At 48.5% G+C, this 22,907-nt stretch carries 16 protein-coding genes and 3 pseudogenes; 6 read left to right on the top strand and 13 right to left on the bottom strand.

What is annotated here, in order from left to right; genetic code table 11:
* Window positions 1–52 precede the first annotated feature (52 nt).
* Complete coding sequence (aspA, locus tag EIM92_RS09875) at window positions 53–1,492, top strand: aspartate ammonia-lyase (RefSeq protein ID WP_125082502.1); 1,440 nt, start codon at window positions 53–55, stop codon at window positions 1,490–1,492.
* On the opposite strand, the pseudogene EIM92_RS24485 reads toward aspA, so the two are convergent.
* The 7 genes and pseudogenes from EIM92_RS24485 to EIM92_RS09845 form a co-directional block, all read right to left on the bottom strand.
* Window positions 1,468–1,884, bottom strand: a pseudogene (locus EIM92_RS24485) (sensor histidine kinase); the annotation flags it as partial. The gene aspA and the pseudogene EIM92_RS24485 overlap by 25 nt on opposite strands.
* A gap of 133 nt (window positions 1,885–2,017) precedes the next feature.
* Window positions 2,018–2,170, bottom strand: coding sequence for a hypothetical protein (locus EIM92_RS24150; protein WP_246021285.1), 153 nt, complete (start codon window positions 2,168–2,170; stop codon window positions 2,018–2,020).
* Between the two features lie 194 nt (window positions 2,171–2,364).
* Window positions 2,365–2,889 (bottom strand): annotated as a pseudogene (locus EIM92_RS09865) (carbohydrate ABC transporter permease); the annotation flags it as partial.
* Window positions 2,890–2,929: 40 nt separating this feature from the next.
* Window positions 2,930–3,255: pseudogene (locus EIM92_RS09860) on the bottom strand (hypothetical protein); the annotation flags it as partial.
* Window positions 3,256–3,550: 295 nt separating this feature from the next.
* On the bottom strand, window positions 3,551–4,861 hold the full coding sequence (locus tag EIM92_RS09855; protein ID WP_125082501.1) for a 6-phospho-beta-glucosidase: 1,311 nt from the start codon (window positions 4,859–4,861) through the stop codon (window positions 3,551–3,553).
* Complete coding sequence (locus tag EIM92_RS09850) at window positions 4,854–5,849, bottom strand: N-acetylglucosamine kinase (protein ID WP_125082500.1); 996 nt, start codon at window positions 5,847–5,849, stop codon at window positions 4,854–4,856. The genes EIM92_RS09855 and EIM92_RS09850 overlap by 8 nt, the downstream gene beginning before the upstream one ends.
* Window positions 5,850–5,957: 108 nt before the next feature.
* Window positions 5,958–6,866: an AraC family transcriptional regulator gene (locus EIM92_RS09845; RefSeq protein WP_125082499.1), complete on the bottom strand. Its 909-nt coding sequence runs from the start codon at window positions 6,864–6,866 to the stop codon at window positions 5,958–5,960.
* Between the two features lie 421 nt (window positions 6,867–7,287).
* Between EIM92_RS09845 and EIM92_RS09840 the strand changes: the two genes are divergently transcribed.
* Complete coding sequence (locus EIM92_RS09840; protein ID WP_125085105.1) at window positions 7,288–8,640, top strand: lytic polysaccharide monooxygenase; 1,353 nt, start codon at window positions 7,288–7,290, stop codon at window positions 8,638–8,640.
* A 280-nt stretch (window positions 8,641–8,920) separates the two neighbouring features.
* Complete coding sequence (locus tag EIM92_RS09835; protein ID WP_125082498.1) at window positions 8,921–11,149, top strand: poly(ethylene terephthalate) hydrolase family protein; 2,229 nt, start codon at window positions 8,921–8,923, stop codon at window positions 11,147–11,149.
* 91 nt (window positions 11,150–11,240) lie between these two features.
* Here EIM92_RS09835 and EIM92_RS09830 read toward each other — a convergent pair whose 3' ends face one another.
* Complete coding sequence (locus tag EIM92_RS09830) at window positions 11,241–11,789, bottom strand: GbsR/MarR family transcriptional regulator (protein ID WP_125082497.1); 549 nt, start codon at window positions 11,787–11,789, stop codon at window positions 11,241–11,243.
* Window positions 11,790–12,041: 252 nt separating this feature from the next.
* On the opposite strand from EIM92_RS09830, the gene EIM92_RS09825 reads away from it, so the two are divergent.
* The 3 genes from EIM92_RS09825 to EIM92_RS24140 are packed head-to-tail and all read left to right on the top strand — an operon-like array spanning window position 12,042 to window position 15,000.
* Entirely contained in the window at window positions 12,042–13,256 is a 1,215-nt protein-coding gene (locus EIM92_RS09825; protein ID WP_125082496.1) for a quaternary amine ABC transporter ATP-binding protein, read from the top strand.
* Window positions 13,240–14,082, top strand: a complete 843-nt coding sequence (locus EIM92_RS24145) for an ABC transporter permease (RefSeq protein WP_246021282.1) — start codon at window positions 13,240–13,242, stop codon at window positions 14,080–14,082. Before EIM92_RS09825 ends, EIM92_RS24145 begins: the two co-directional genes overlap by 17 nt.
* 3 nt (window positions 14,083–14,085) lie before the next feature.
* Window positions 14,086–15,000: a glycine betaine ABC transporter substrate-binding protein gene (locus EIM92_RS24140; RefSeq protein ID WP_246021281.1), complete on the top strand. Its 915-nt coding sequence runs from the start codon at window positions 14,086–14,088 to the stop codon at window positions 14,998–15,000.
* Between the two features lie 202 nt (window positions 15,001–15,202).
* Here EIM92_RS24140 and EIM92_RS09815 read toward each other — a convergent pair whose 3' ends face one another.
* The 5 genes from EIM92_RS09815 to EIM92_RS09795 are packed head-to-tail and all read right to left on the bottom strand — an operon-like array spanning window position 15,203 to window position 22,771.
* Window positions 15,203–16,264, bottom strand: a complete 1,062-nt coding sequence (locus EIM92_RS09815) for a glycosyl hydrolase family 18 protein (RefSeq protein WP_125082495.1) — start codon at window positions 16,262–16,264, stop codon at window positions 15,203–15,205.
* A gap of 40 nt (window positions 16,265–16,304) precedes the next feature.
* Window positions 16,305–18,074, bottom strand: a complete 1,770-nt coding sequence (locus EIM92_RS09810) for a polysaccharide deacetylase family protein (protein ID WP_125082494.1) — start codon at window positions 18,072–18,074, stop codon at window positions 16,305–16,307.
* A 39-nt stretch (window positions 18,075–18,113) separates the two neighbouring features.
* The gene (locus tag EIM92_RS09805) at window positions 18,114–19,979 is read right to left on the bottom strand and encodes a glycosyltransferase family 2 protein (protein ID WP_125082493.1); all 1,866 of its coding nucleotides are present in this window, start codon (window positions 19,977–19,979) and stop codon (window positions 18,114–18,116) included.
* A 31-nt stretch (window positions 19,980–20,010) separates the two neighbouring features.
* Entirely contained in the window at window positions 20,011–21,324 is a 1,314-nt protein-coding gene (locus EIM92_RS09800; protein WP_125082492.1) for a nucleotide sugar dehydrogenase, read from the bottom strand.
* A 31-nt stretch (window positions 21,325–21,355) separates the two neighbouring features.
* A complete protein-coding gene (locus EIM92_RS09795; protein ID WP_246021280.1) occupies window positions 21,356–22,771 on the bottom strand; it encodes a polysaccharide deacetylase family protein in 1,416 nt (471 codons plus the stop codon).
* Window positions 22,772–22,907: the final 136 nt, after the last annotated feature.

Here is a 22,907-nt window from a genome sequence, read left to right as displayed (position 1 = left end):
AATTCAAAAAGGTTACAATATATATGTAGATATAAGGAGAGGTGGAAGATTCATGCCAAACAACTCATTCCGAATCGAAAAAGATTTTCTAGGTTCCTTAGAAGTTCCGAAAGATGCCTATTATGGTGTCCAAACCATGCGTGCCGTGGAGAACTTCCCCATTACCGGATACAGAATATATTCCGAACTTATCCATGCCCTCGCCCTTGTAAAGAAAGCTGCTGCCCAAGCCAACATGGACATTGGCCAGCTGGACCCCACGATCGGTAAAGCGATTATCCAGGCGACCGACGAAATTATGGGTGGACATTATCACGATCAATTCATTACCGATCCGATTCAAGGCGGCGCTGGTACTTCCATCAACATGAATGCCAACGAAGTGATCGCGAACCGCGCGCTAGAAATTTTGGGTAAAGAGAAAGGCGATTATGCCACAGTTAGTCCAAACAACCATGTGAACATGTCCCAATCGACGAATGACGCCTTCCCGACGGCGAACCATATCGCGATTCTTAATCTGCTGGATCGGCTGCTGAAGACGACTCGCTCGCTGGCTGATACATTCAAGAAAAAAGCACAGGAATTCGACAACATCATTAAAATGGGACGAACTCATTTGCAGGATGCCGTACCTATACGTCTGGGACAAGAATTCGAAGCTTATCGACGTGTGCTGGAAAGAGACATTCGCAGAATGGACCAGACCAGACAAGCTTTATTCGAAATCAATATGGGTGCTACGGCGGTCGGCACCGGCTTAAATGCGGAACCTAAATACATCGAACGCGTAGTCAAATTGTTGGCAGAGTATAGCGGTTACCCGATGTTCTCAGCAGGCCAGCTTGTGGACGCTACGCAAAACTGTGATGCGTATACAGAGACATCGGCTGCGCTGAAGCTGTGCATGATCAACATGTCCAAAATTGCTAACGACTTGCGGCTCATGTCTTCCGGGCCTAGAGCAGGAATCCGGGAAATCACCTTGCCGGCTCGCCAGCCGGGCTCCTCGATCATGCCGGGCAAAGTTAATCCGGTTATGGCCGAGCTCATCAACCAGGTCGCATTCCAGGTCATTGGGAATGACACCACGATTAGTATGGCCGCAGAAGCCGGACAATTCGAACTAAACGTCATGGAGCCCGTGCTCGTATTCAACCTGATGCAGTCCATCAGCATTATGAACCAGGCCTTCCAGTCGTTCCAAAAGTACTGTCTGGAAGGAATCACGGCGAATATGGAGCAATGCCAAGCTTACGTGGATCAAAGCGTTGGCATTATTACTGCACTCAATCCGCATCTTGGCTACGAAACGGTCAGCAAAATCGCCGCAGAAGCTATTGCCACGGGCCGCTCCGTGCGTGAGTTATGCCTTGAATATAAAGTGTTGACCCCGGAGGAGCTCGATGTCATCCTCGATCCCCATGAGATGACCTCACCGGGAATTGCCGGGGCCAAATTCCTGCATCATACCCCTTCCTCCGGGAAGTAAGGAGTGGCCGGGATGACGATCTGCACTGTCGTCCCCACCCCTGGCCTGCTGCCGATCGTTACGCCGTATTCAGCCCCGAAATGGAGCTGGATGCGGCTATTTACGTTACGGATGCCGAAGCCAACATTCTGGCCCTCCATCGGATCGAACATTCGGCGGATGAGCACAGGCGACATGCCCAGGCCGTTATCAATCACTTTAAATCTGATGCGGTCGGCCTGCTCCAGCTCATGGCGAATCGGAATCACCGTCCTTCCTTCATTTAAAGAGAGACGATAGAACTTGGCTAGATCAAGCACCATCTTCTGCAACTTGTCAATTTCACCAAACTTGGCCAGCCGGCTAATCGATGACAACGTATTATACAGGAAATGCGGATTAATCTGCGCCTGTGGCTTCGAGCAGTTCCTGAATTTGGACGCTAAAACGCATAAACCTGACTTCCTTGACTTCCAACGGATACACATCAACCATACGCCGTAACAAGGATATCCGTCCATATTGCTCGTCGCGCTGTACCTTTTTTCAGACCATCGTTTTCCCATATTCCTCTTGCGGGTAAGTCGTGTACCACTCTTGTTCAACTAGCCGCTCCAGCATATCCAGGTTCTCTTGCTCAAAGGAGCCATAATAAGATTCATTAAAATGCTGATTATGCAAAAAAATGAACATCGCCATATTTAACCTCGTTGCTTGCATCGCATTCTGGAGTTTGGGTCTAAGCGTCGTTACTGTTCTTTCATATGTATCCCAGCCATTCTCGAAATGGCGCAGGTGCAGAACTAATGAATAATCATCATATATAATAGAAGAAACTCGTTCCACATCCTCAAGCTTGTATTCGATATTATCTCTGATTTGCAGCAGCGTTCCCAATGCGCTACCGCTGTGAACAAAGCCAAGGTAGCAATAACAGGACCGGATAGCGGAAGCACGATTCGAAACAGCGTCCCCCAATTGCCGCAGCCATCAATTTTAGCCGATTCCTCCAGCCCTGCCGTAAGCCCTTGGAAAAATGTACGGAATATAATCATATTCCAGACACCGATCAAGGAAGGAATAATGAACACCCAGAAAGAATTCATTAATCCGAGATTACGGATAAGCAGAAAGGTCGGAATCAACCCACCGCCAAAGTACATTGTGATGATGCACATGATCATGTAATACTTGCGGCCGATCAGCTCGCGTTTACTCATGCCGTAAGAGAAGATTGCTGTACACAATATCGCTGTTACCGTCCCGATGACCGTCCGGAGCACGGAAATGAGAAATCCGCTCATCAAACGGTCGTCTTTGAACACCACGTCGTAATTTTCCCAAGTGAATACTCTCGGCCAGAGCGTAATTCCGCCCTTAGATGTGTCTATTCCTTCGTTAAAAGATATAGCTAAAGCTGTCACGCACCATCCTGCTTCTCCTCCAGTTCTGTCGCGATTACCATAAGCTATTGTCGGATTTTCTTGCGATATAGTTCGCTATGCTGAGAAGACCGACGCTAATTACCGATTTGAAAAGGCCAACGGCCGAAGCGTAGGAATAACGATAATTATCAATGCCGACACGGACGACGTAAGTATCGATGACATCGGATACGTCTCGAAGACCCGGATCGGCTGCGAAATGAAATTTAAACGCTCCAGCAGCATATTTACACTACCGTTGTCGGTGGACAGCAAGGAGCCAACCAATCCGCCGATAATAACCCAGGACATAAAGTGCGGCAAGTAAGTGATCGTTTGAACAACTCTCTTGAAGGCCATCTTTAGATTTATCTGACGCGAGTTCGGCTGCATTCTTTTCTCAACGGAAATCTGTGACATAGCTTGTTCCTCCCTACTCCGTTTACCAGTTACCTATATCTTAAAAAAGACAGCACCCATTAACTACTTGCCTAATCAACTAAATCTGATAGAAATCACTGTCTCTTGCAACGACCCCTAAAGAAAACAGGGCAAAACGGGACAACCACTTGGAGAAAAGCAGCCGCAGACTGTAAAAAAAGAGAGTCCTCCTGTCATCATTGATGACTGCCGGGACACCCAAAATCGCAATGCTTTATGCAAAAAAGTTCGGAAGATACTGTCGATGTGCTTCCAGCATTTCATTCAGAAGCACCTTTGCCGTGGAGGCAGAAGGGACAAGCGGATGATGCACTAAGGCTTGCAGCGCCAGTGCCCGGTCACCGGTAGCCGCTGCTTCAATCACTAGACGTTCATAAGTCTTTACCGCATGCAGCAAGCCTTTGATATGCGATGGCACATACCGGGGAACAAGTGGAATTGGCCCGCCCGAACTCACGACGCAGTTCACCTCAATAGAGCTGTCCGCAGGCAGGAAATCATAGATACCGCTATTAGCCACGTTCAGTGTCTGAATATCATTAGATCCCAGGTACAGCGACTGCATCAGCCTTACCGCTGCCTCGGAATAATATGCTCCGCCCCGCTGCTCCAGCTGCTTTGGCTTCTCCTCCAGTGTCTCGTCCTCGTAAAGCTCAAACAATTCCTTCTCTACCCGACTGACGATATCAGCCCGCGTTCCATTCTGTTCTAGCGATTCTTTCATTTCCCCGAGCATCTCATCTTGCATGTAAAAATACTTGAGGTAGTAGGTTGGCACAGCTGACAGCGATTGGAGAAACTCGGGGTCCCAGCCGAAGGTAGGTACATTTGCTGCGGTGTACTCCCCACCTTCACCCGCAAGCAGCTCGGACAGAACCTCTTCCCCATCCACAAGGGCGGAGGTTACCCAATGCAAATGATTAATGCCGACGAATTCCGGCAGCACCTTCTCCTCCGGCACATTATAGACCGCAGCTAGGGACTTCTTAAAATTGATCGGCGAGTTGCACAGCCCGATCGTTCGCACGCGTGAATATTTTTGGACTGCTTCGGTAATCATGCCAGCCGGATTCGTAAAATTCAGCATCCATGCATTCGGCGCAAGCTCCTCGATATCACGACAGATCTCCAATATGACAGGAATCGTGCGCAGGGCCTTGAACATGCCTCCGGGGCCTGTCGTCTCCTGCCCGATCACTCCATGCCGAATCGGGATATGCTCATCGAGCCTCCTGGCTTCCAGCATACCAACGCGCATCTGTGTTAATACGAAATCCGCGTCTCTAATCGCTTCCCTCCGGTTCAGGGTCAGATGCACCTGAATAGGCGGCCCCGCTTTGCGAACCATCCGCTTGGCGAGATTGCCTACGATATCCAACTTCCGTTTTCCTGCCTCGATATCGACGAGCCAGATTTCAGCAACCGGCATCTCCTCATACCCCTTGATTAGTCCTTCCACCAGCTCAGGGGTATACGAGGAGCCCCCGCCGAGCACGGCTATCTTGAGTCCGCTTCGCTCACACATCCTTTGCCTCTCCCTTCAAATCGCTATAACTAATGCCGCGCAAGCGGCCAATGATCTCCTCACTCACCCTATGTCCCACAGCGTCCATAGCGCTTAACACCGCACCGGCCACCGGCTCCATCTCGATCCGTGCAACCTTGGCTCGGGGAGCCGTCAAGCTGACAGTTCTGGCCAGCGCATCAGTCATGATCGGGCTCCGGCTTTTGGACAAAATGCTGCCGCCAAGCACGACATCAAACTCCTCATTCTCCATACCAAGCCGGCGAATCAGGGCCGCAGCCGCATTTCCCAGCTCGCTGCCCTGCTCAGCCAGATGGCTGGCTGCGACCTCGTCCCCTTGCTTTGCGGCTTCAAAGACAAGCTCGGCTAAGGATAACGGAGGGACGTAACCTCGATCCAGCGCCGCATCGAGCATTTGCGGAACACTGTGAAAGCCCGCGGTCTTTAAGACAAGATCATGGAGCACCGTGGATTCACCCCGCAAATCCCAGGCCCTTACCGCAGAGCGGAATGCAAAGTTGGCCAGATCCCTTCCTGAACCTTGACCATCGCCATAAATGTATCCGAACCCGCCATACTGCAGCTCTTTCCCAGCTCTATTGCGAGCGGCTGCGTTAAACCCCGTACCGCTAATAACAACCGCTCCGTAAGAGCGAGCCGTACCCGATCGCATCGCGATCATAGTATCGCAGGCAATGGAGTACCGTGGAAACTCCATTCTTCGGATCATCGGACGGAGCACCGCATAATCCGCCTCGCGATCCGCCCCGGCAAGGCCGAAGTAAGCCTGAGAAATATTCTCCTTGGATAGCCCCGCTTCCCGAAGCGCCTGACGGCAAGCTGAGGCGATATTATTCTCCGCATGGCAGGGGTTGGTCTGATGATTTCCATTGCCGCTTGCCCCGCGGCCGAGTGTCTCGCCCCTCTCATTGACGATAAGACTATACGTCTTGCTGCCACCAGCGTCGACACCCAAAAAGAAGTTCATAGGTCATCTCTCCTTCCCCTTTAGATTACAAAGATAACCTAACGAATTCTTCTATAATCAGACTCAAAACTGATATGATCTTACTGTTTTGAATCACTGTTAGAACTATTAATCGATAGCTCCACCCTGCAACCGCCTTCTCATCACGCTGGGGGTCATGCCCAAATAATTCAAGAAAAGCCGGTTAAAATTCGATAGATTCCGAAATCCGCACTGCTCAGCGATCTCCAGCACGCTCAGCTCCCCCTGCTCTAACAATCCGACCGCATAATCGAGCCGAAGCTGCACCAGATAGTGCAGCGGCGATGACCCGACAATCTGACTAAACAGCGCACTAAAGCGGGACGGACTCAAATGAGCGACTTCTGCCAGCTCCTTCAGCGTCCACGGATGAGAAATTTCATTTTCCATGGTGAGAATAACCGCTCTCATTTGCCCCAGCTGCCTTCGTCCAGAAAGCCTACGGTTTGCCCCGGCATTGGAACTGGCGCTTATACCTAAGCCGGCACTGAGTTGCCTGTGCTTGTGGCTGCGGTTAATCTCGCCTAACAGTTGCAGCAGCAAACCGCGTATGACCGAGGTATACGATGGCTGCTGTGATGCAAATTCGGCGTCGATCTCCTCGATGTATTTAACCAGCTTGCCGCAACCAGCCTGCTCATGAGAAATGTGATTCGAAAATTGTGAACCAGTGTTGCGAAATGGGAGCAATATTTCCGGATCATAGCGTTGCTCGCTAGCGAGCAGGGACGGCTCCATCATTAGAATGACCATCTCGAGACCTTTGCCTCCGTAGGCGCGGTGCAGGTCATCGGAATCGATGAGAAAAATGTCGCCCGCACAAAACGGAAGCTCCTGCCCATTGATGACGTAAATTCCGGTACCGCTAGCGATCCAGTTGATCTCGAGAGCCCGGTGCCAATGAAGTCGCTGAAAGGAGGGGGTAACGCGATCTGATCTCGTTGGATGGAAGTCGTTGAGTGATACTTCATTTTTTCTCCTCCTATCGTGGTGCACCTGCCTTAAGTGATTTAGGATTACCTAAGATCCCCAATAAACTGTAAAAAATTGGCTTGACGAGTTACATGCGAGAAGGTTAGTATGTAACTTAAATTTCTTAGTGTTTTGTCATTTTTGTTCATATTCGTCATTAAACCCATTATAAACCATGTTGATTATTGACGTTTTTTGCTGATAATTGTCGCCTATTTGTCTATTAAACTTGGTATGAACTTTCGTAAAAGACTGTACCAACAATGGAGCTCCTTGGAACAGTAACTTGAACGAGAGTTTGTATAAATTTAAATTGAGGAGGTGATGTCTGTCGGTAGAAATGACCTATAAATTTACTATATTAGGAGGGGAGCCTTCATTGTCAATCCTGTTGAAGCCAGGTTTTAAAGAAAGCACAATCCAAATGAAGAAGGGGGATATTACAATGTCTGCAATTCGCGGATTTCATCCTATATTTACGAAAGCGTTTACTTCCTTGGGCCTAATCGTTCTTTTGTCTGTATTTATGGTTATGTTTGCCGAACAGGCATCCGCTCATGGTTATGTGGACAGCCCGGGAAGTCGAGCGATCCTATGCAAAAATGGACAAAATACGGATTGTGGCGCTATAATTTACGAGCCTCAGAGCCTGGAAGCGCCCAAAGGATTTCCCCAGGCGGGACCAGCTGACGGTAAAATTGCTAGCGCAGGCGGAGCTTTTCCAAAATTGGACGAGCAGTCGGCTACACGCTGGGCGAAAGTCAATATCAATTCGGGTATAAATACGTTCACTTGGAAGCTTACGGCGGCTCATGCCACCTCTAGCTGGAAATACTATATTACCAAAGAGAACTGGGATCCGAATACACCTCTTTCCAGAAACTCCTTTGATCTTACTCCATTCTGCTCCGTAGACTATGGTGGCGCCCGCCCTCCATTCGAATATTCAAATACCTGCAATGTTCCGCAGCGGAGCGGATACCATGTCATCCTGGCAGTGTGGGAAGTCGCTGATACGGCGAATGCCTTTTATAATGTCATTGATGTCAATTTCGGCGGAAACAATCCTCCTACCGACACGATTGCTCCGAGCGCACCTGGAGCACTCATTTCTACAGGCGCCACTTCCACCAGTGTATCCTTGGCTTGGAACGCATCTACAGACAACGTTGGCGTTAGCGAGTATCAAATCTACAACGGCAGTTCGCTCGTCGCAACGGTGCCCGGCTCTGCTTTGAGCTATACCGTTACGGGATTGACGGCAAATACTTCTTATACCTTCACTGTAAAAGCCAAAGACGCCGCAGGGAACCTGTCGAATGCCAGCAATCCGGTGAACATAACGACGGAAGGGGTCATTGTGGACACCGAAGCACCTACGGCGCCTGGCAATTTGCATGTCATGGGGACACCAAGCTCTTCTAGTGTATCTCTAATGTGGAATCCCTCCACAGATAACGTAGCTGTAGCAGGCTATCGTATTTATAACGGCACTGCTCTGGCAGCAACGGTCTCTGGAACGACTACTGATTATGTCGTTACTGGGCTAAGCCCCGATTCGACATATACCTTCACTGTTCGGGCCTTCGATGCCGCGGGCAATGAATCGCCTGCAAGCAATTCCGTCCATGCAACAACAGCGGAAGCACCGGCAGCTCAGGCTTGGGCGCCAAATACGGCATACACCACTGGCACGCTGGTAACTTATAACGGTTCGGTATATGAGTGCCGACAGTCCCATACTTCCCTGGAGGGCTGGGAACCAGTGAACACACCGGCCTTATGGCTTTTGAAATAGGTATAAGAAGCTAGTCAAGCCTTATTCCCCCCTTTAGACTGCCTTTGGGATAACTCGTTTATCGATCAGGGCGCCTAAAGGGGGCTTTTTGTACCCAGTCTTTCACTACATCTTTCGATGGACGAGACGATTCTTGATTAAGTGCTAACCACCTTTCCTGAAGCTCGAAGCATGTTACAATAAGCTTAGATCAATCACCGGCTTCGATCCTTACAAGTAATAATGCTCGGAATGGATATGCCTTTTTAGCGGCGAAGCTCGGTCAAGGGTGGGAGTAACTGTGGAACTTCAGCAGCTTCAAAATGAATTTATGCCGGTCAAGCCTCGATTGCGAACACGCCTTAAACAGAGAATTCGCCATGCCTATGGTTGCGATACTGCGTTTTGGCGAATGGCCATCGTTGGGCCTTGGGGCGCAGCAATGTTTGTATTTGCGCTGGCAGCGCTAGGCATGCCTACCGGATTAGGTGCACTGACTGATATTTTAATATTTATTTCCATAGGCACGAAAGGGCTGTTTATCGCAACCCATCTGGTTGCCGTACTTCTAGCGCTCATCGGGCTGCGGATTCCTGGGCTGTACGCTGGAGCCGTCTTATATACATTTTCCATCACTTTCTTTATATTTTGGCAGGATCATGATGCTGCCATTTCCGCGGTCACCGCAGGCATTCTGACTCTCGCTGGAATTATAACAGGACTCGGCGCCGGACTCCTCCGAAGCCGCTTAAACAGCAGGTTGAGATTATTCATTGCAGCCACAGTTGGGTTGCTGTGCGTTTCTGCTGCGGTATGGCCAAGCGAAAGCCCGGCATCACACTCCACCTGGATAAATGGCATTGCTCCCATACAGTCGGATCATCCTGCCGAACCCGGAGATTACGACTATATTCAATTCAGTTATGGAAGCGGCAGCGATAATTGGAGAGCAGAATACGGCAATCAAGCCGATCTGATTTCAAATTCGGTGGATGCCTCCCCATATATCGAGAAATGGCCTGCATTTCGCACCCGCTATTGGGGGTTTGATCAGAGCTCACTGCCCCTGAACGGCAGAGTCTGGATGCCTGAAGGAGAGGGTCCTTTCCCGCTAGTGCTTGTCGTCCATGGAAACCACCTCATGGAGGATTTCTCAGATGAAGGGTATGGCTACTTAGGGGAACTGCTGGCCAGCCGGGGCTTTATCGTCGTATCAGTGGATGAGAACTTTCTAAATTACTCCGTTTGGACAGGTATACCGAATAATGATATGAAGGTTCGAGCCTGGATTCTATTAAAGCATCTTCAGCAGGTCGATGAATTTGCTAGTGATCCGAATACCCCTTTCTATAATAAAGTAGATTTCCAGCAAATCGGTTTAATCGGACATTCCAGGGGCGGTCAAGCGGTAGCGATGACGAAAGATGCCGATCGTTGGTTCAGTGGAGATGAATCGATAGGAGACCTCAATCATTACAACATTCAAGCCGTCATCGCTATCTCCCCAACGGACAAAAAGGTAGATGGAGGCCTAGCACGAATCAAAGACGTTAGTTATTTGGCTATACAGGGGGCAAGAGATGCGGATGTAACAGATTTCGATGGAGATCGGCAGTATATTCGAACATCATTTACAAAGCCGTCTTCTCATTTCAAATCTTCTATTTATATTACCGATGCCAATCACAGTCAATTCAACACGGAATGGGGCTTTCGGGATATCAGCTATCCGAAGGGAATATTCTTAAGTCAGCAAGAAATCCTTGATCCGCGGAAGCAGCGGGAAATCGCCAAAATTTATATTTCTGCCTTCTTGGAAGCCACACTTCACGGGAATGCAAGCTATATGCCCTTATTCCAAGATTATAGATCAGCTCTTCACTGGCTACCGGAGGATACTGAATATTTCAGTCGGTTTGAAAGTGCGGATTTCAACAAAATAGCCAGCTTTGATGAGGATTCGAACCGGGTGACACTTCCTAATGGCGGTTCAGCCAGGGCTACGAATTTAACCTGGACGGAGGAAGAAGCCAAAAATCGCAAGCAAACGAACAAAGGAACCCGGGTTGTAACCTTGGAGTGGCCAGCGGACGGGAGTAATCGCGCCTCCTATTCATTAGAATGGGAGAACTCCTTCTTACGAGAGTCAATGAAAAAACCGCAAATCCTCTCCTTTTCATTATCCAACCGCTCCTTCGAGCTAAGCGATCCTGGAGCTTCATTAGCTTTGCAGGCTGAAGTCGAGTTGCAGAGCACAAATGGAGCTGCGGCTCGAATATCGCTGACCGACTATTTGGCGATTACTCCGCCTGAAGACGTGGCTTTCACCATCCATCCTTGGATAGAGATGCGGCTCTCCGGCGGCAAATACAAGCATCCCCGGGAGGCGGTATTCCAAACGGTCATGCTTCGTTTATCAGAGTTCACCAAGGTCAATGCCGCATTGGACTTAACCTCCCTCAAACGAATTACCTTCTATTTCTCCGAGAAGCCAGGCAAGATTATGCTGGATGATATCGGTGTATATTGATGTAACACAAAAAACGCCTGCCCTGATCGGTTTGTTTGAGCCGATACTAGGTTAGGCGTTTTTTGCAAATAACACGAGACTTAACGAATAACTACTCTTTCGGAACAAGCTGGTATATTTCGCCGCTTTCCATCGCATCAATTAAACGGTCAAGCCATTTATAGTATTTCACGGCCTCGCCCATTTTCCGACAATCTTCCTGCAAAACAGCCGTTATAGCTCCTTCTGTTTCCGTAGCAAGCCACTTATTCATCTCTTCAATCGACCTGCGAAGAATGAGAATGTTGGACTCTACCGCTTTTCTCCACTTGATTGCGAAATAATCCGTAAACGTCTGGTACCAGTCATACTCTACCTCATATAAATCTTTACGGGAGCCCTTCTCCCACACTTTGTTAACCATTTTAAGATCAAGCAAAGTTCGTACGCCCGTACTCATGCTTGTCTTACTCATTTTCATCTCCAGACCCATTTCATCCAAAGTCATCGGTTTATTCGCAAAAAAAAGCAGACCGTAAAGATGACCTGTTGATAAAGAAATTCCATATAGATCCATATTCCTACCAATGGCTTCAATGACGCGCTTGCGTACTCTCATCACATCTGCCTGCTGCTCTGGTGTTAGCTGGTCCAAGCCCATGCTTGCAACCTCCTATCATGATACTTCCTATATCTTAAAAAAAGGCCGGATAAAAGTAAAGCAGCGACTAATCGAGCATTTGTAAGGATGAGGGAGTATATGTATCATTCGTTCCGTACAGTTTTTTCTGTACGTTCTATACGAACCGTATTAACGTTTGTTTAGATTCCCTCTTTTTTGTTAAACTAAGTACCATGTGAGACTGCAGGCCCGTGCAGTTTTTAGAAATTCATATATAAAGGAGTGGATAGTTTGGAGGACCCCATTTTAGAAGTGAAGCAAGTCACTAAGCTGTTTGGATCCAATACGGAACAGGGGCTTCAACTGCTCAATCAGGGACAAACGAAGGAGCAGTTGGCTGATCGAGGTATAACCGTTGGCGTGAATCGTGTCAGCCTAGACATCCGTCAAGGGGAAATTTTTGTGATCATGGGATTGTCGGGAAGCGGCAAATCGACCCTTGTCCGGATGTTGAACCGACTAATCGAGCCGACCGCAGGTCAAATTCTCATTAACGGCCAGGACTTGATGAAAATGAACAAAGCCCAGCTGCGAAAAGTAAGGCAGAAGAGCATCAGCATGGTTTTTCAGAAGTTTGCTCTTTTTCCTCACCGTACGGTTCTGCAAAATGTGGAGTATGGCTTAGAAATACAAAAGATTGATGCCCGTACTCGTAAAGAAAAAGCAGAGCAGGCTCTTGAGCTTGTTGGCCTGAAGGGCTGGGGCGATAAAATGCCGGATGAGCTTAGCGGCGGCATGCAGCAAAGGGTCGGGCTTGCCAGAGCCTTGGCGAATGATCCAGAGGTGCTGCTGATGGATGAAGCGTTCAGCGCCCTCGATCCCTTAATTCGTCGAGATATGCAGGATGAGCTCATTGAGCTGCAAGAAAAGATGAAGAAAACGATCATCTTTATTACGCACGACCTTGACGAAGCACTAAGAATCGGGGATCGGATCGCCTTAATGAAGGATGGCTCGCTGATTCAGATCGGAACACCTGAGGAAATGCTCACCCAGCCGGCTAACGGTTACGTTGAACGGTTTATCGAGGATGTGGATCTCTCCAAGGTGCTGACTGCTTCGCATGTGATGCGAAGACCCGAGACGATTACTTTGGATCGTGGCCCGCGGGTTGCTCTGCAGCTGATGCGAGAACGGGGAATTTCAAATCTCTTTGTAATCGATCGTTCTATGCGCATGCTGGGCGTCATTACGGCGGAGGATGCGTCCGAAGCAAATAAGTCAGGAAAAACATTATCGGATATTCTGATAAACGATAGTCCGCAAGTATCTCCGGATACACTGTTGAGCGACCTGTTTGAAGCTACCAGCTTGGCTAAAGTTCCGTTGGCCGTTGTCGATGAACAAAGACGATTGCTGGGCGTAATTGTGCGGGGCGCTGTGTTAGGCGCGCTTGCAGGAGACGTGCGCGAGATGGAGGTGAAGCAATATGAACTTCATTCCTAAAATACCTCTTGCGGATTGGATTGAGTCAATCGTTGACTGGATGGAGTCAAACCTTGGGGGAGTCTTCGAAGGGCTGTCCAAGATCATTGAAAGTGTCGTCGAGTTCTTCTCTTGGTTGTTTCTCTTACCACACCCGCTTCTATTCATCGCTATTTTGGGTATCCTGGCCTTTCTGATCGGAAGAGTGCCACTCACCTTATTTACGGTGATTGGTTTCCTCGTGATCGATAATCTTGGCTATTGGACAGAAACAATGAATACATTAGGCCTCGTTGTTACATCCGGCATTATTTCAGTGGTCTTAGGCATCCCTATCGGAATATGGAGCGCCTACAGCAGAACTACCCACCGCATTGTATCACCTTTGTTAGATTTCATGCAGACGATGCCTGCATTCGTTTATCTGCTGCCTGCCGTCACTTTCTTTAGTCTCGGCGTGGTACCCGGTGTAATTGCTTCCGTCATCTTTGCTATTCCGCCGACAATTCGCCTGACTTATCTCGGAATCAAGCAGGTGTCCGGCGAGCTTACGGAAGCGGCTGATGCTTTCGGTTCAACCTCGTGGCAGAAGCTATTTAAAGTGGAATTGCCTCTAGCGATGCCTACTATGATGGCCGGCGTAAATCAAACGATCATGCTGTCCTTATCGATGGTCGTCATCGCTTCGATGATCGGAGCGCAAGGAATCGGTGCAACGGTATACCGCGCAGTCACCCAGCTCAAAATCGGCCAGGGCTTCGAAGCCGGGCTCGCTGTAGTTGTACTGGCGATCGTGCTCGACCGTTTTACCCAGAACTTATTTAAATCCAAAAAAAGAGGTGCATAATTAATGAAGAAAAAATCAAATCTACTTATGATACTAAGCTTGGCAGCGGTGCTGCTGCTATCGGCTTGCGGGAATTCAGGCAATGAGGGAGCTGCAGGAGGCAACGCTGGCAATGCTAATGGCAAGTCGCTAGGGGAGCAAGTCAAGCATGAAATTATCGGAATTGACCCTGGCGCAGGGATCATGAAGGCAGCTAGCGCTGCTATCGAAGATTATGAGCTTACCGACTGGACGCTGATCGAAGGCTCTGGTGCAGCGATGACGGCTACGCTGGCAAAGGCGATTAAATCCGAGCAGCCCATCATTATTACAGGCTGGACGCCGCACTGGATGTTCGCCGAATATGATCTGAAATTCTTGGAGGATCCAAAGAAAGTCTTTGGTGAGGCAGAGGAAATTCATACTATCGCTCGTAAAGGTCTAAAGGAAGATCATCCGGTAGCTTATGAATTTCTAGATCGTTTCGAGTGGACTCCCGACGAGATGGGCGAAATCATGACAGCCATTCAGGAAGGCCAGGATCCTGCGGAAGCAGCTAAAACCTGGGCAGAAGGCCATAGCGATCGTGTAGATGCATGGACAGCTGACTTAACGCCTGTTAGCGGAGACACCTTCAAGCTTAGCTATGTCGCTTGGGATTCTGAAATCGCCAGCACGAATCTAATTCAATATATTCTAGAGAACCGCCTTGGATACAAAGTAGAAGCGCTCCAGGTAGAAGCAGGCCCTATGTGGACAGGGGTAGCCAGCGGTGATGTAGATGCCTCGGCTGCAGCTTGGCTGCCATTGACTCATGCCGACTACTGGGACAAATATAAGGATCAACTGGAGGATCTTGGCGCCAATATGACCGGAGTCCGTACCGGACTCGTCGTTCCGACTTATGTAGAGGCCAATTCCATTGAGGACTTGAAGTAAATCCTAGGTAGTTAATTTGTTTGAGCAAGCACATTGCGCTCGCAGCAAATCAATATGTGAAGATAAACATAGAACCCATCCCGCTTAGCGGGATGGGTTCCTTTATATAGAAAAGGGAGTATATCTATAGTACCCTCACTTCCTTAATGCCACATTACCGTAACCTGAAAAATAAATTAAAATTGGTAAAGCGAAGGGAACCTTACAAGTCTTTCAACCTATCCACCGTAGACCGCTCAAACTCACCCAGTCTCCATAAGGCGATATTAGTGTACCCCGCCTGTTTGACTGTATCGATCCACTGCGATATCGTCTCGCCATCCGCATACCAGACGGTATGCTTCTGACCTCCTTCATCCTTGTAAGTGAAATACACGCTTCCGCTGGCTTTGTCACGCATCGGTACCGCTACATTACTTCGGCGCAACAGCTTTACCGCCTGCTTCTCCGTCAAAGAAGTCACCTTGCCTTTAGCCGCCCAGTCAAAGCCACCCACCGACAGTGCAATCCCCGCTTCGCCAGGCAGCACCTTCATGCGAGAGGCCAGCTTCTTGATGAATGCATGGTCTGCTTTGGGCCCTGGACCGCTATGGCTGCCAAATAGATTATAAGCCATCATGACGTACACCGGTCCTTCAGGCAGTGGCAAGCGTTCGATGGGCGTTCGCGGCTCCAATATGATTCTTAGTGCCTTCCCTTTAGCCTGCAATCGTTCATGCAGCTCTTTATAAAATATGCAGAGCTTCTCCCAGTCCGCCTCACCGATCTTCTCGTAGTCCATCTCAACGCCATCAAACCCGTATCGTTCCACGACATCGATAATCTCCGCGATATGCTCCTCCTGGCTCTCCCTGGAGACCAGCATGCGCGAAACTATGCCCGGATCTTTCTGCACCGCTGTCCCGTCCGAGTTCCAGCGATCATTGACGATCGTCAAATCCACATACTTCACGCCGCCCTTCCGCGCAGTTTCAAAAATGTGCGGGAGGGCTTCATGCATATCCTCGGTAAAATATAAGCGATTCTCACTATCGAAGTATGCAGCAAAAACCTGCAATCGATCAAGCTGCTTGCCGATTAGCTCCAAATCGTCTACGCCGGATTCCCATTTCCAATCAACCACCCAGGCAGCCAATTCCAAGTCGGGTTCTACGGTAACAGCTTGGATTGGTTGTTGTCCTTTCTCATGCCTGCCCAGCCATAAAACTCCGATGATCACAACTAAAATTACAGCCCCCGCAGCATACAACCATTTGCTAGTCATCTGCTTCAGACACCTCTCCCTTCTTTCTTACTCCCACGATTTAGAAGGTGTCCATCACCCAGTTTATCGAGGCGTCCAACCCCTTTTTAAAGCTGTGAATGATCCCTTGAAATCCTGTCATTTTATTGCTAAACACCACGAGGGATTTATCGTCATCCTTCGCCATCAGTACGATTTCAAAATCCTCAAACACGGCGTCATAGATATCGTCCTTTTTATTTTGCGTGCTGTATTCTGCTTCCAAAGCAACGCCGCCGCTCTCAACCAATCCGTCAATTTCCTCTCCATCAGCAATAGGATCGCCATCCACCGTAATCGTCAGCAAATTTCCCTGCAGTTTCACCTTCAACTGCCTAGTCTGCTGAATATTAATCGGGTACTCCTCTTTCTTCGGTTCGGCATCCGCTACGATTTGCTCTTTCGTATAAACCGAAGCCTTATCAAAGGCGAGATCCTCTTCATTCCATGAGATCGGCTGTAATTGACTGGAGAGAATGCGTTCTGTTTCCTTGCGGCCAAATTTTTTCTGTTCAACATGCAGCTCATTATTCTCCACAACAACCCGCAAGTAAGCTCCCGTTCGTTTATCATAACGAACATACACCGTCTGTTTGCCTACCACATTCCCCGCCACTTGATATGAAATTGCCGTATTCCCGCTGCTTTCGCTGCCTATTAAGTACAGCATGCCCGGACTTGCCGAGGGCGATGTCAGAATAATCCGATTATCCGTAAACTGCGCAGCCCCGCTAATGAGTTCCCAATCATCTGCAAGGCGCTTATCCCCTTGAATAAATTGCATTTCCTCTCCAGTATCCTTCTGAATTTTCATCAGTAAATGATTCGTGTACCAGTATGGTGCGGCCTGTACCCGCGTTAAGTCAAATACATCACCTGCAGAGGTATTAAACGCATTCCCTTCCCGATTAAAATGAATGCTGAACAACTGCTCGATATTCATGCTGTTCGCATGAGCAACAAGCGGGTTCATTCCATTGTTCAAAGCGTTCGCGTGCATAATCATATACGCCTGAGGCACGAACCCGAGCTTGCTCGTATAAATATCCTTCAGCGTTTCATAGTCACTATGAATCCGCGTCTCCATTTCTGCCCGATTCTCCGCCGGAATCATATTCTCGTCTCGAATGAAATCCATCAAATAATGATTATAATATTTGATATGCTCCTTGCTTGTTAACTCCTTCTCCTCTTTCATCCCTATAAAACGACCATTATGATCGAAAATATTAATATATGTCAGACGGTTTCCGTTCGTTCCTAGCTCCCAGTAACCTGATTTCATCATCTTCAGCATCTCTTTCGGCTGAACGAATTTGCGATCGCTGTGTCCCATTTTATTCGCGTAAGAGAAGAAAGTCGCCTTGTAATTGTACTTCTCCAGCAGCGACTGAGAGAACAGACTGGAATCGTTCCGTCCGTCCTCAAAGGACAGAAATAACGCCTTTTCTGGCAGCGGCTTATGATGCACATAAAAATCGATCACATCCTGCTGCGATATCGTAACATAGCCTTGATCATAAAGAGCCTTAAGCTGTTGATCAAGCTGGCTTTTTGCCACCAACTTTGGAGTGGATGAGCGCCCTACGCCGAAATAGGATACCGCAATAAAACCTTCCCTGTTGCTCCATCCGGACTTGTCCGGCTCCTCATACCTCCGAATTCCGAACAAGGTATTGACGAGCAGGACACCCACGACCAGTAAAAGCGCACTTTGCACCATGGTCTTTATCACTTTCCTGCGGTTTTTTTTGCGATAATCAAGGGCAGAACTCCGCTTCTTCTTTAACATTTCTGCCATCCTCACTCTATGAATCTTCGGGCGATTGCTTTAGAAACGCAATCCGATTCTTTTTTTATTTTTTTGCTTTCTTGCTTCTCTTTTCTCTCTAGCTTCAATATCCTGCGGCGTTTCCCTTGTCCCCCAGGTGGATTTCCAGAACGTCACCCAAGCGACCGGCATTTGCCACAGCAGTACGACCTCATAAAAGATGCAAAATACAAGTCCATAAACCCACAGCCTGCTCTTGCGGAACATTAAATGAGCGAGGCTCATCAACAGCCCCATCAGCAGCAGCCCCATCAAGAATGTGCCCGGAAAAACATGATAGGCAAGCGGTACATACACCAAGTTGTACAGCACTACGATTGGTGCAGCGATCGGCACGATAACCCCGACGTAGAAAAATAGCGACATAAAGGGCTCCTTCCGCCAAATAAACCCGGAGGCACGCAGCGACTCACGCAGCCACGAACGCTTCCAGCGCATTTGCTGCTTAAGGAACACACTCAGTTTCGACGGCACGATCGTCGAGCAAATTGCGGCATCCTGATAAGCAGTACGGTGCTTCCTTAATATAAAGTTCGTCATACTACGGTCATCGCCGAAGGTCGCCGGCTGCCCGAGGAACTTTTGATTCAGCCAGGCTTCAGAATGCTCTAGCACAAGATCCTTGCGGTAACAGGACAACGGCCCCGACAAACAGGTAACACTATCAAAATAGGACTCCGCAGCCTTCATGATGCGGAAGGCGATATAGTAGCGAACCGTCTGCAGCTTCGTGATCGAATTTGTATATTTGTTCTCAACATCGGTACGACCGGCAACACCGCCCATGCGGGGATCTTGAAACGGCTGTACCAAGTGTTTGATAGCTGTTGGTTCAAGGAAACTGTCGGAATCCACGAAGACGACGAGATCATGCTTGGCCATTTCCACGCCCTTCACAAGAGCAACGCGTTTGCCTCCATTCTCCGGAAGCACGACCATTTTCAATCTTTCCTTGGTCTTGTAGCGTTCGGCCTCATTATAAACCATCTCAATTGTCTTACGAATCTGTTCCGCGGAATTATCTGTCGATTTGTCATCGACAACGATCACCTCCAGCTTATCCACCGGATAGTCCTGATTCATGCAGCTTAATATCGTCCGATGAATCCACTCAGCTTCATTAAAGCAGGGAATGATAATGGTTACCCCCGGCGTATAATCTGGATTGACTGGCACATCCCGGTAAAAAGCACCAAATAAATATCGGCTCAACAAAAATAAGGCTGCAATAAGGCTGTATAAATAAAGCCAGAGATTATATTTAAAATAAAGTACGCTCTCCACGCGCATTAACATGATGACTGCGACTGCGACGAACATCAAGCTGCTCGCGGTGTAAATCGAATAACCCCAGCGTTTTTTCTGAAAATAGTCTGTTAACGGCAGGCTAAACTGCAGGGCCACACGCTGCTGCTCCCCGCCCTCTGCCCGCTGAGTAAACAAGCGAACGACCTCCGCCTCGATTTTGACAGAGGATTCAAAGCCTTCCGGCATCGTTCCCGGCGGGATCTGGAAATAAAGCTGGTAACTTTCCCCCTCCTCGCACTTGCCTGCTTCGGGGCTCACTTCGAGCAATATTCCCGTTGAAGATATATCAACGGCGTGAGCCTTAATGCTATCCTTCTTCTTCTTCCCCTTCGGAACGAGGAAAACTTCGAAATCCGCCATATATCTCAAACTAAGCAGCCGCTGCTTCTCTAAGGAATCCGGCTCGTTATCCTCCGGCATGAAGCCTTCATCCCGCACTCCTCTCCGATCAACCCGTCCGCGAATATGCTCGGGATCGGGCACATATGACAATGTACGCCTGTCTGCCTTAGGTACAGTCAGTACCTCTTCTACCTTTTTCTTCTTACTTTTAATCACGATTTGCGTCCCCAATCATTTATTGGTTTACCTACAGCCTCCAATAGTAAAACCCATTTCGCTCATATTCCGCTTTGGAATAAATTCCTTTGACATCAATCATAATTTTAGTCTGATGGTCATTGAACAATTCCCCGAAATCATCCATGCTCATTTCCACGAACGGTGCATGCGGAACGGCCACGATGACAACATTCAAATCCCGAAACGAAGCCATATCTGATAATTCAATTCCGTATTCCTCATAGGCCTCTTGCGGATCTACCAACGGGTCGGCGACTAAAGGAGTTACCCCGTAATCCTTCAATTCGTTGATAATATCGGTAACTTTCGTGTTTCTGATGTCCGCGCAGTTCTCTTTGAAGGCTAAGCCAAGCAAACCGATTCTCGTATTTCGAATATCCAGCTGCGATCGAACCAAGATCTTTATAATGTTGTCGGCTATGTAAGCCCCCATGCTGTCATTAATATGCCGTCCTGCAAGGATAATTTTCGAATGATAACCGGTATCCTCTGCTTTATAGGTTAAATAGTAAGGATCTATACCGATGCAATGTCCGCCTACCAAACCGGGGGTAAAATGAAGGAAGTTCCATTTCGTTCCCGCAGCCTCAAGCACAGCCTTCGTATCGATGCCCATACGATGGAAAACCATCGATAGCTCGTTCATGAAGGCGATATTGATGTCCCGTTGTGCATTTTCGATCACCTTGGCTGCCTCGGCGACCTTAATGCTTTCTGCCCGATAGACACCTGCCTCGATGACAAGCTCATAGACCTTCGCAATCACTTCCCGCGCCTCATCGTCAATCCCGGATACAATCTTCACGATATTCTCCAGACGATGCACCTTGTCCCCGGGATTGATCCGCTCAGGGGAATAGCCAACCTTGAAGTCCTCGCCACAGCGAAGGCCCGATTCCTCTTCCAAAATAGGGATACATACATCCTCGGTAACCCCCGGATAAACCGTTGATTCATAGACGACGACTGCCCCCTTGGTCAGCTTCTTCCCGACAATCCGACTAGCGCTCTGCACATACTTCAAATCCGGCACATTACCGCTTTGGATCGGAGTTGGCACAGCTACGAGAAAGAAGCGAGCTCCCCGCAGTTTTTCTTCATCCGCGGTGAAATCCACCTCGCAGGCCTGAATCACGTCATCTCCCACATCGCCCGTAGCATCGATTCCTGCTAGGTAACCTTCAATTTTCTTCGTATTCACATCAAAACCAATCACATTTATCTTTTTGGAAAAAGCAACAGCTATCGGCAGGCCGACATACCCCAAGCCAACAACGGCAATTCCTTCACGTCGGTTAACAATTTCCTTATATAGTCCCATTTGCCCCATCTCCGTCTGTCAAATTGACACCTTACTCAATCAAATCCTTCATCTTTACAAAGGTGTAGCCCTTCTCTTTCAACCGTTCCAGCACAGTCGGCAGCGCCTCTGCCGTATGGATGCCATCAAGGATATGCAGTAAAATAATGCTTCCGCTCTGCGTTTTATCCATAATACCGTTAACGATATCATCGGCGCTGTTCTTGACATCCCAATCCAGCGTCGTCACATCGTACATCGCTATTCGAGGATATCCCGTAGCCGCGATAATTTCCGCAGTAGCGTGATCCACCACGCCTGTCGGCGGCCTGTACAGCATCAGCGGCTGCTCCTGAATCGCCTCCGTAATCACTTGGTGAGCCTTGACGACATCTTCCTGCAATTGCTCGGGGGTCAGCGTCGTTACCACCTGATGGGCATAGGAATGATTGGCCACATCATGCCCCTCTTCAATCATGGCTCTCGCCAGATTCGGATTGTGCTCCACGCCCTGTGCCCTTAGGAAGAAGGTAGCTTTGACGTCATGCTCGGCCAAAATATCCAGAATTCGCGTGACCGTCTTATCCGTAGCCCAATCATCAAAGGTAATCGCTATTTCTTTCTTCCCCGTATCGGCTTTATAGACGAGCTCGTAAGGAGTTCCTTTATAATCAGGATTCAGCTTTGCTGCATCGTAACCAGGAATTTGCTCCAACGGCTTGCGCTCCCCGCCATTATTAACCAACTCGCTCAGTGTAATCAGTTTGTAGCCGATATCCTGTGCTGCCTCGGCAATGAACCGAATCGCTGGAACAATTTCGGGATTAATATCCGTATTCAGCGAAATCACGCTGCCTCTAGACATATATCTAGCTACATAGTCGCCGATCTCTTTCGCATTCTTCATATCGCGATCCTTCGGGTTAATATTGTAGCTAACCACTCCCTCCATTCCAAGCTGGGCCGCAACGAGAAGGATGTCATCCGAATAATCGCCTGACCTCGTTCTTATGTATTTTGGTGAGATCCCCGTCTCTTTCTCAATTACTTCATTGCTTAGCTGAATTTCCTTATAAATCTGCTCATAATCCAGCTTCGTTAAATCCAAGTGATTCAAAGTGTTATTCTCGATTTCATGACCGCGAGCCGCAATGCTCTTGGCAATGTCCGGTTCTTCCGCTACTCTGATCCCCGGGAGAAAGAACGTAGCCTTAATGTCATACTTGTCCAGCTCATTCAACAGCCGTTCCATCGTCTGCATATCTCCCATGCCATTAAAGGTTAAGCTCAGTTCCTTTCTAGCCGTATAAACAGAGGTAATCACCTGGCTTTTCTCACCTGCATACCGCTCGATTCTTGCTTCGCCCTGATCCTGGCTTCCCATTAGGTCTGCCGTACCGCTATCAGAACCGAATATTCCACAGCTTGTCATCAGAATCAAACTCATGAATAGAGCCGTAAATCGCATCCATAATCTTCTTCTCCTCGATCTGTTATTGCTCTGCATCTTCTAGCCCCTTTTTACCAGATAATAGAATTGTTGATTGCAATATTCCTTAATCGTCCATAATATATCAAGCCATTCTTTACATTTTCTAAACACG

This window comes from Paenibacillus lentus (genome assembly GCF_003931855.1).
Taxonomy (GTDB): Bacteria; Bacillota; Bacilli; order Paenibacillales; family Paenibacillaceae; genus Fontibacillus; species Fontibacillus lentus.
This window is presented reverse-complemented; position numbering and strand designations above follow the sequence as displayed.

Excerpts from the sequence above, each read along its gene's own strand:
- EIM92_RS24150 (WP_246021285.1), bottom strand. The coding sequence starts at position 2,170 with ATGGCGATGTTCATTTTTTTGCATAATCAGCATTTTAATGAATCTTAT.
- EIM92_RS09830 (WP_125082497.1), bottom strand. The coding sequence starts at position 11,789 with ATGGGCTTGGACCAGCTAACACCAGAGCAGCAGGCAGATGTGATGAGA.
- EIM92_RS24140 (WP_246021281.1), top strand. The coding sequence starts at position 14,086 with ATGAAGAAAAAATCAAATCTACTTATGATACTAAGCTTGGCAGCGGTG.
- EIM92_RS09795 (WP_246021280.1), bottom strand. The coding sequence starts at position 22,771 with ATGCGATTTACGGCTCTATTCATGAGTTTGATTCTGATGACAAGCTGT.
- EIM92_RS09815 (WP_125082495.1), bottom strand. The coding sequence starts at position 16,264 with ATGACTAGCAAATGGTTGTATGCTGCGGGGGCTGTAATTTTAGTTGTG.
- EIM92_RS09800 (WP_125082492.1), bottom strand. The coding sequence starts at position 21,324 with ATGGGACTATATAAGGAAATTGTTAACCGACGTGAAGGAATTGCCGTT.
- EIM92_RS09850 (WP_125082500.1), bottom strand. The coding sequence starts at position 5,849 with ATGAACTTCTTTTTGGGTGTCGACGCTGGTGGCAGCAAGACGTATAGT.
- EIM92_RS09810 (WP_125082494.1), bottom strand. The coding sequence starts at position 18,074 with ATGTTAAAGAAGAAGCGGAGTTCTGCCCTTGATTATCGCAAAAAAAAC.
- EIM92_RS09840 (WP_125085105.1), top strand. The coding sequence starts at position 7,288 with ATGTCTGCAATTCGCGGATTTCATCCTATATTTACGAAAGCGTTTACT.
- EIM92_RS09855 (WP_125082501.1), bottom strand. The coding sequence starts at position 4,861 with ATGTGTGAGCGAAGCGGACTCAAGATAGCCGTGCTCGGCGGGGGCTCC.
- aspA (WP_125082502.1), top strand. The coding sequence starts at position 53 with ATGCCAAACAACTCATTCCGAATCGAAAAAGATTTTCTAGGTTCCTTA.
- EIM92_RS24145 (WP_246021282.1), top strand. The coding sequence starts at position 13,240 with ATGAACTTCATTCCTAAAATACCTCTTGCGGATTGGATTGAGTCAATC.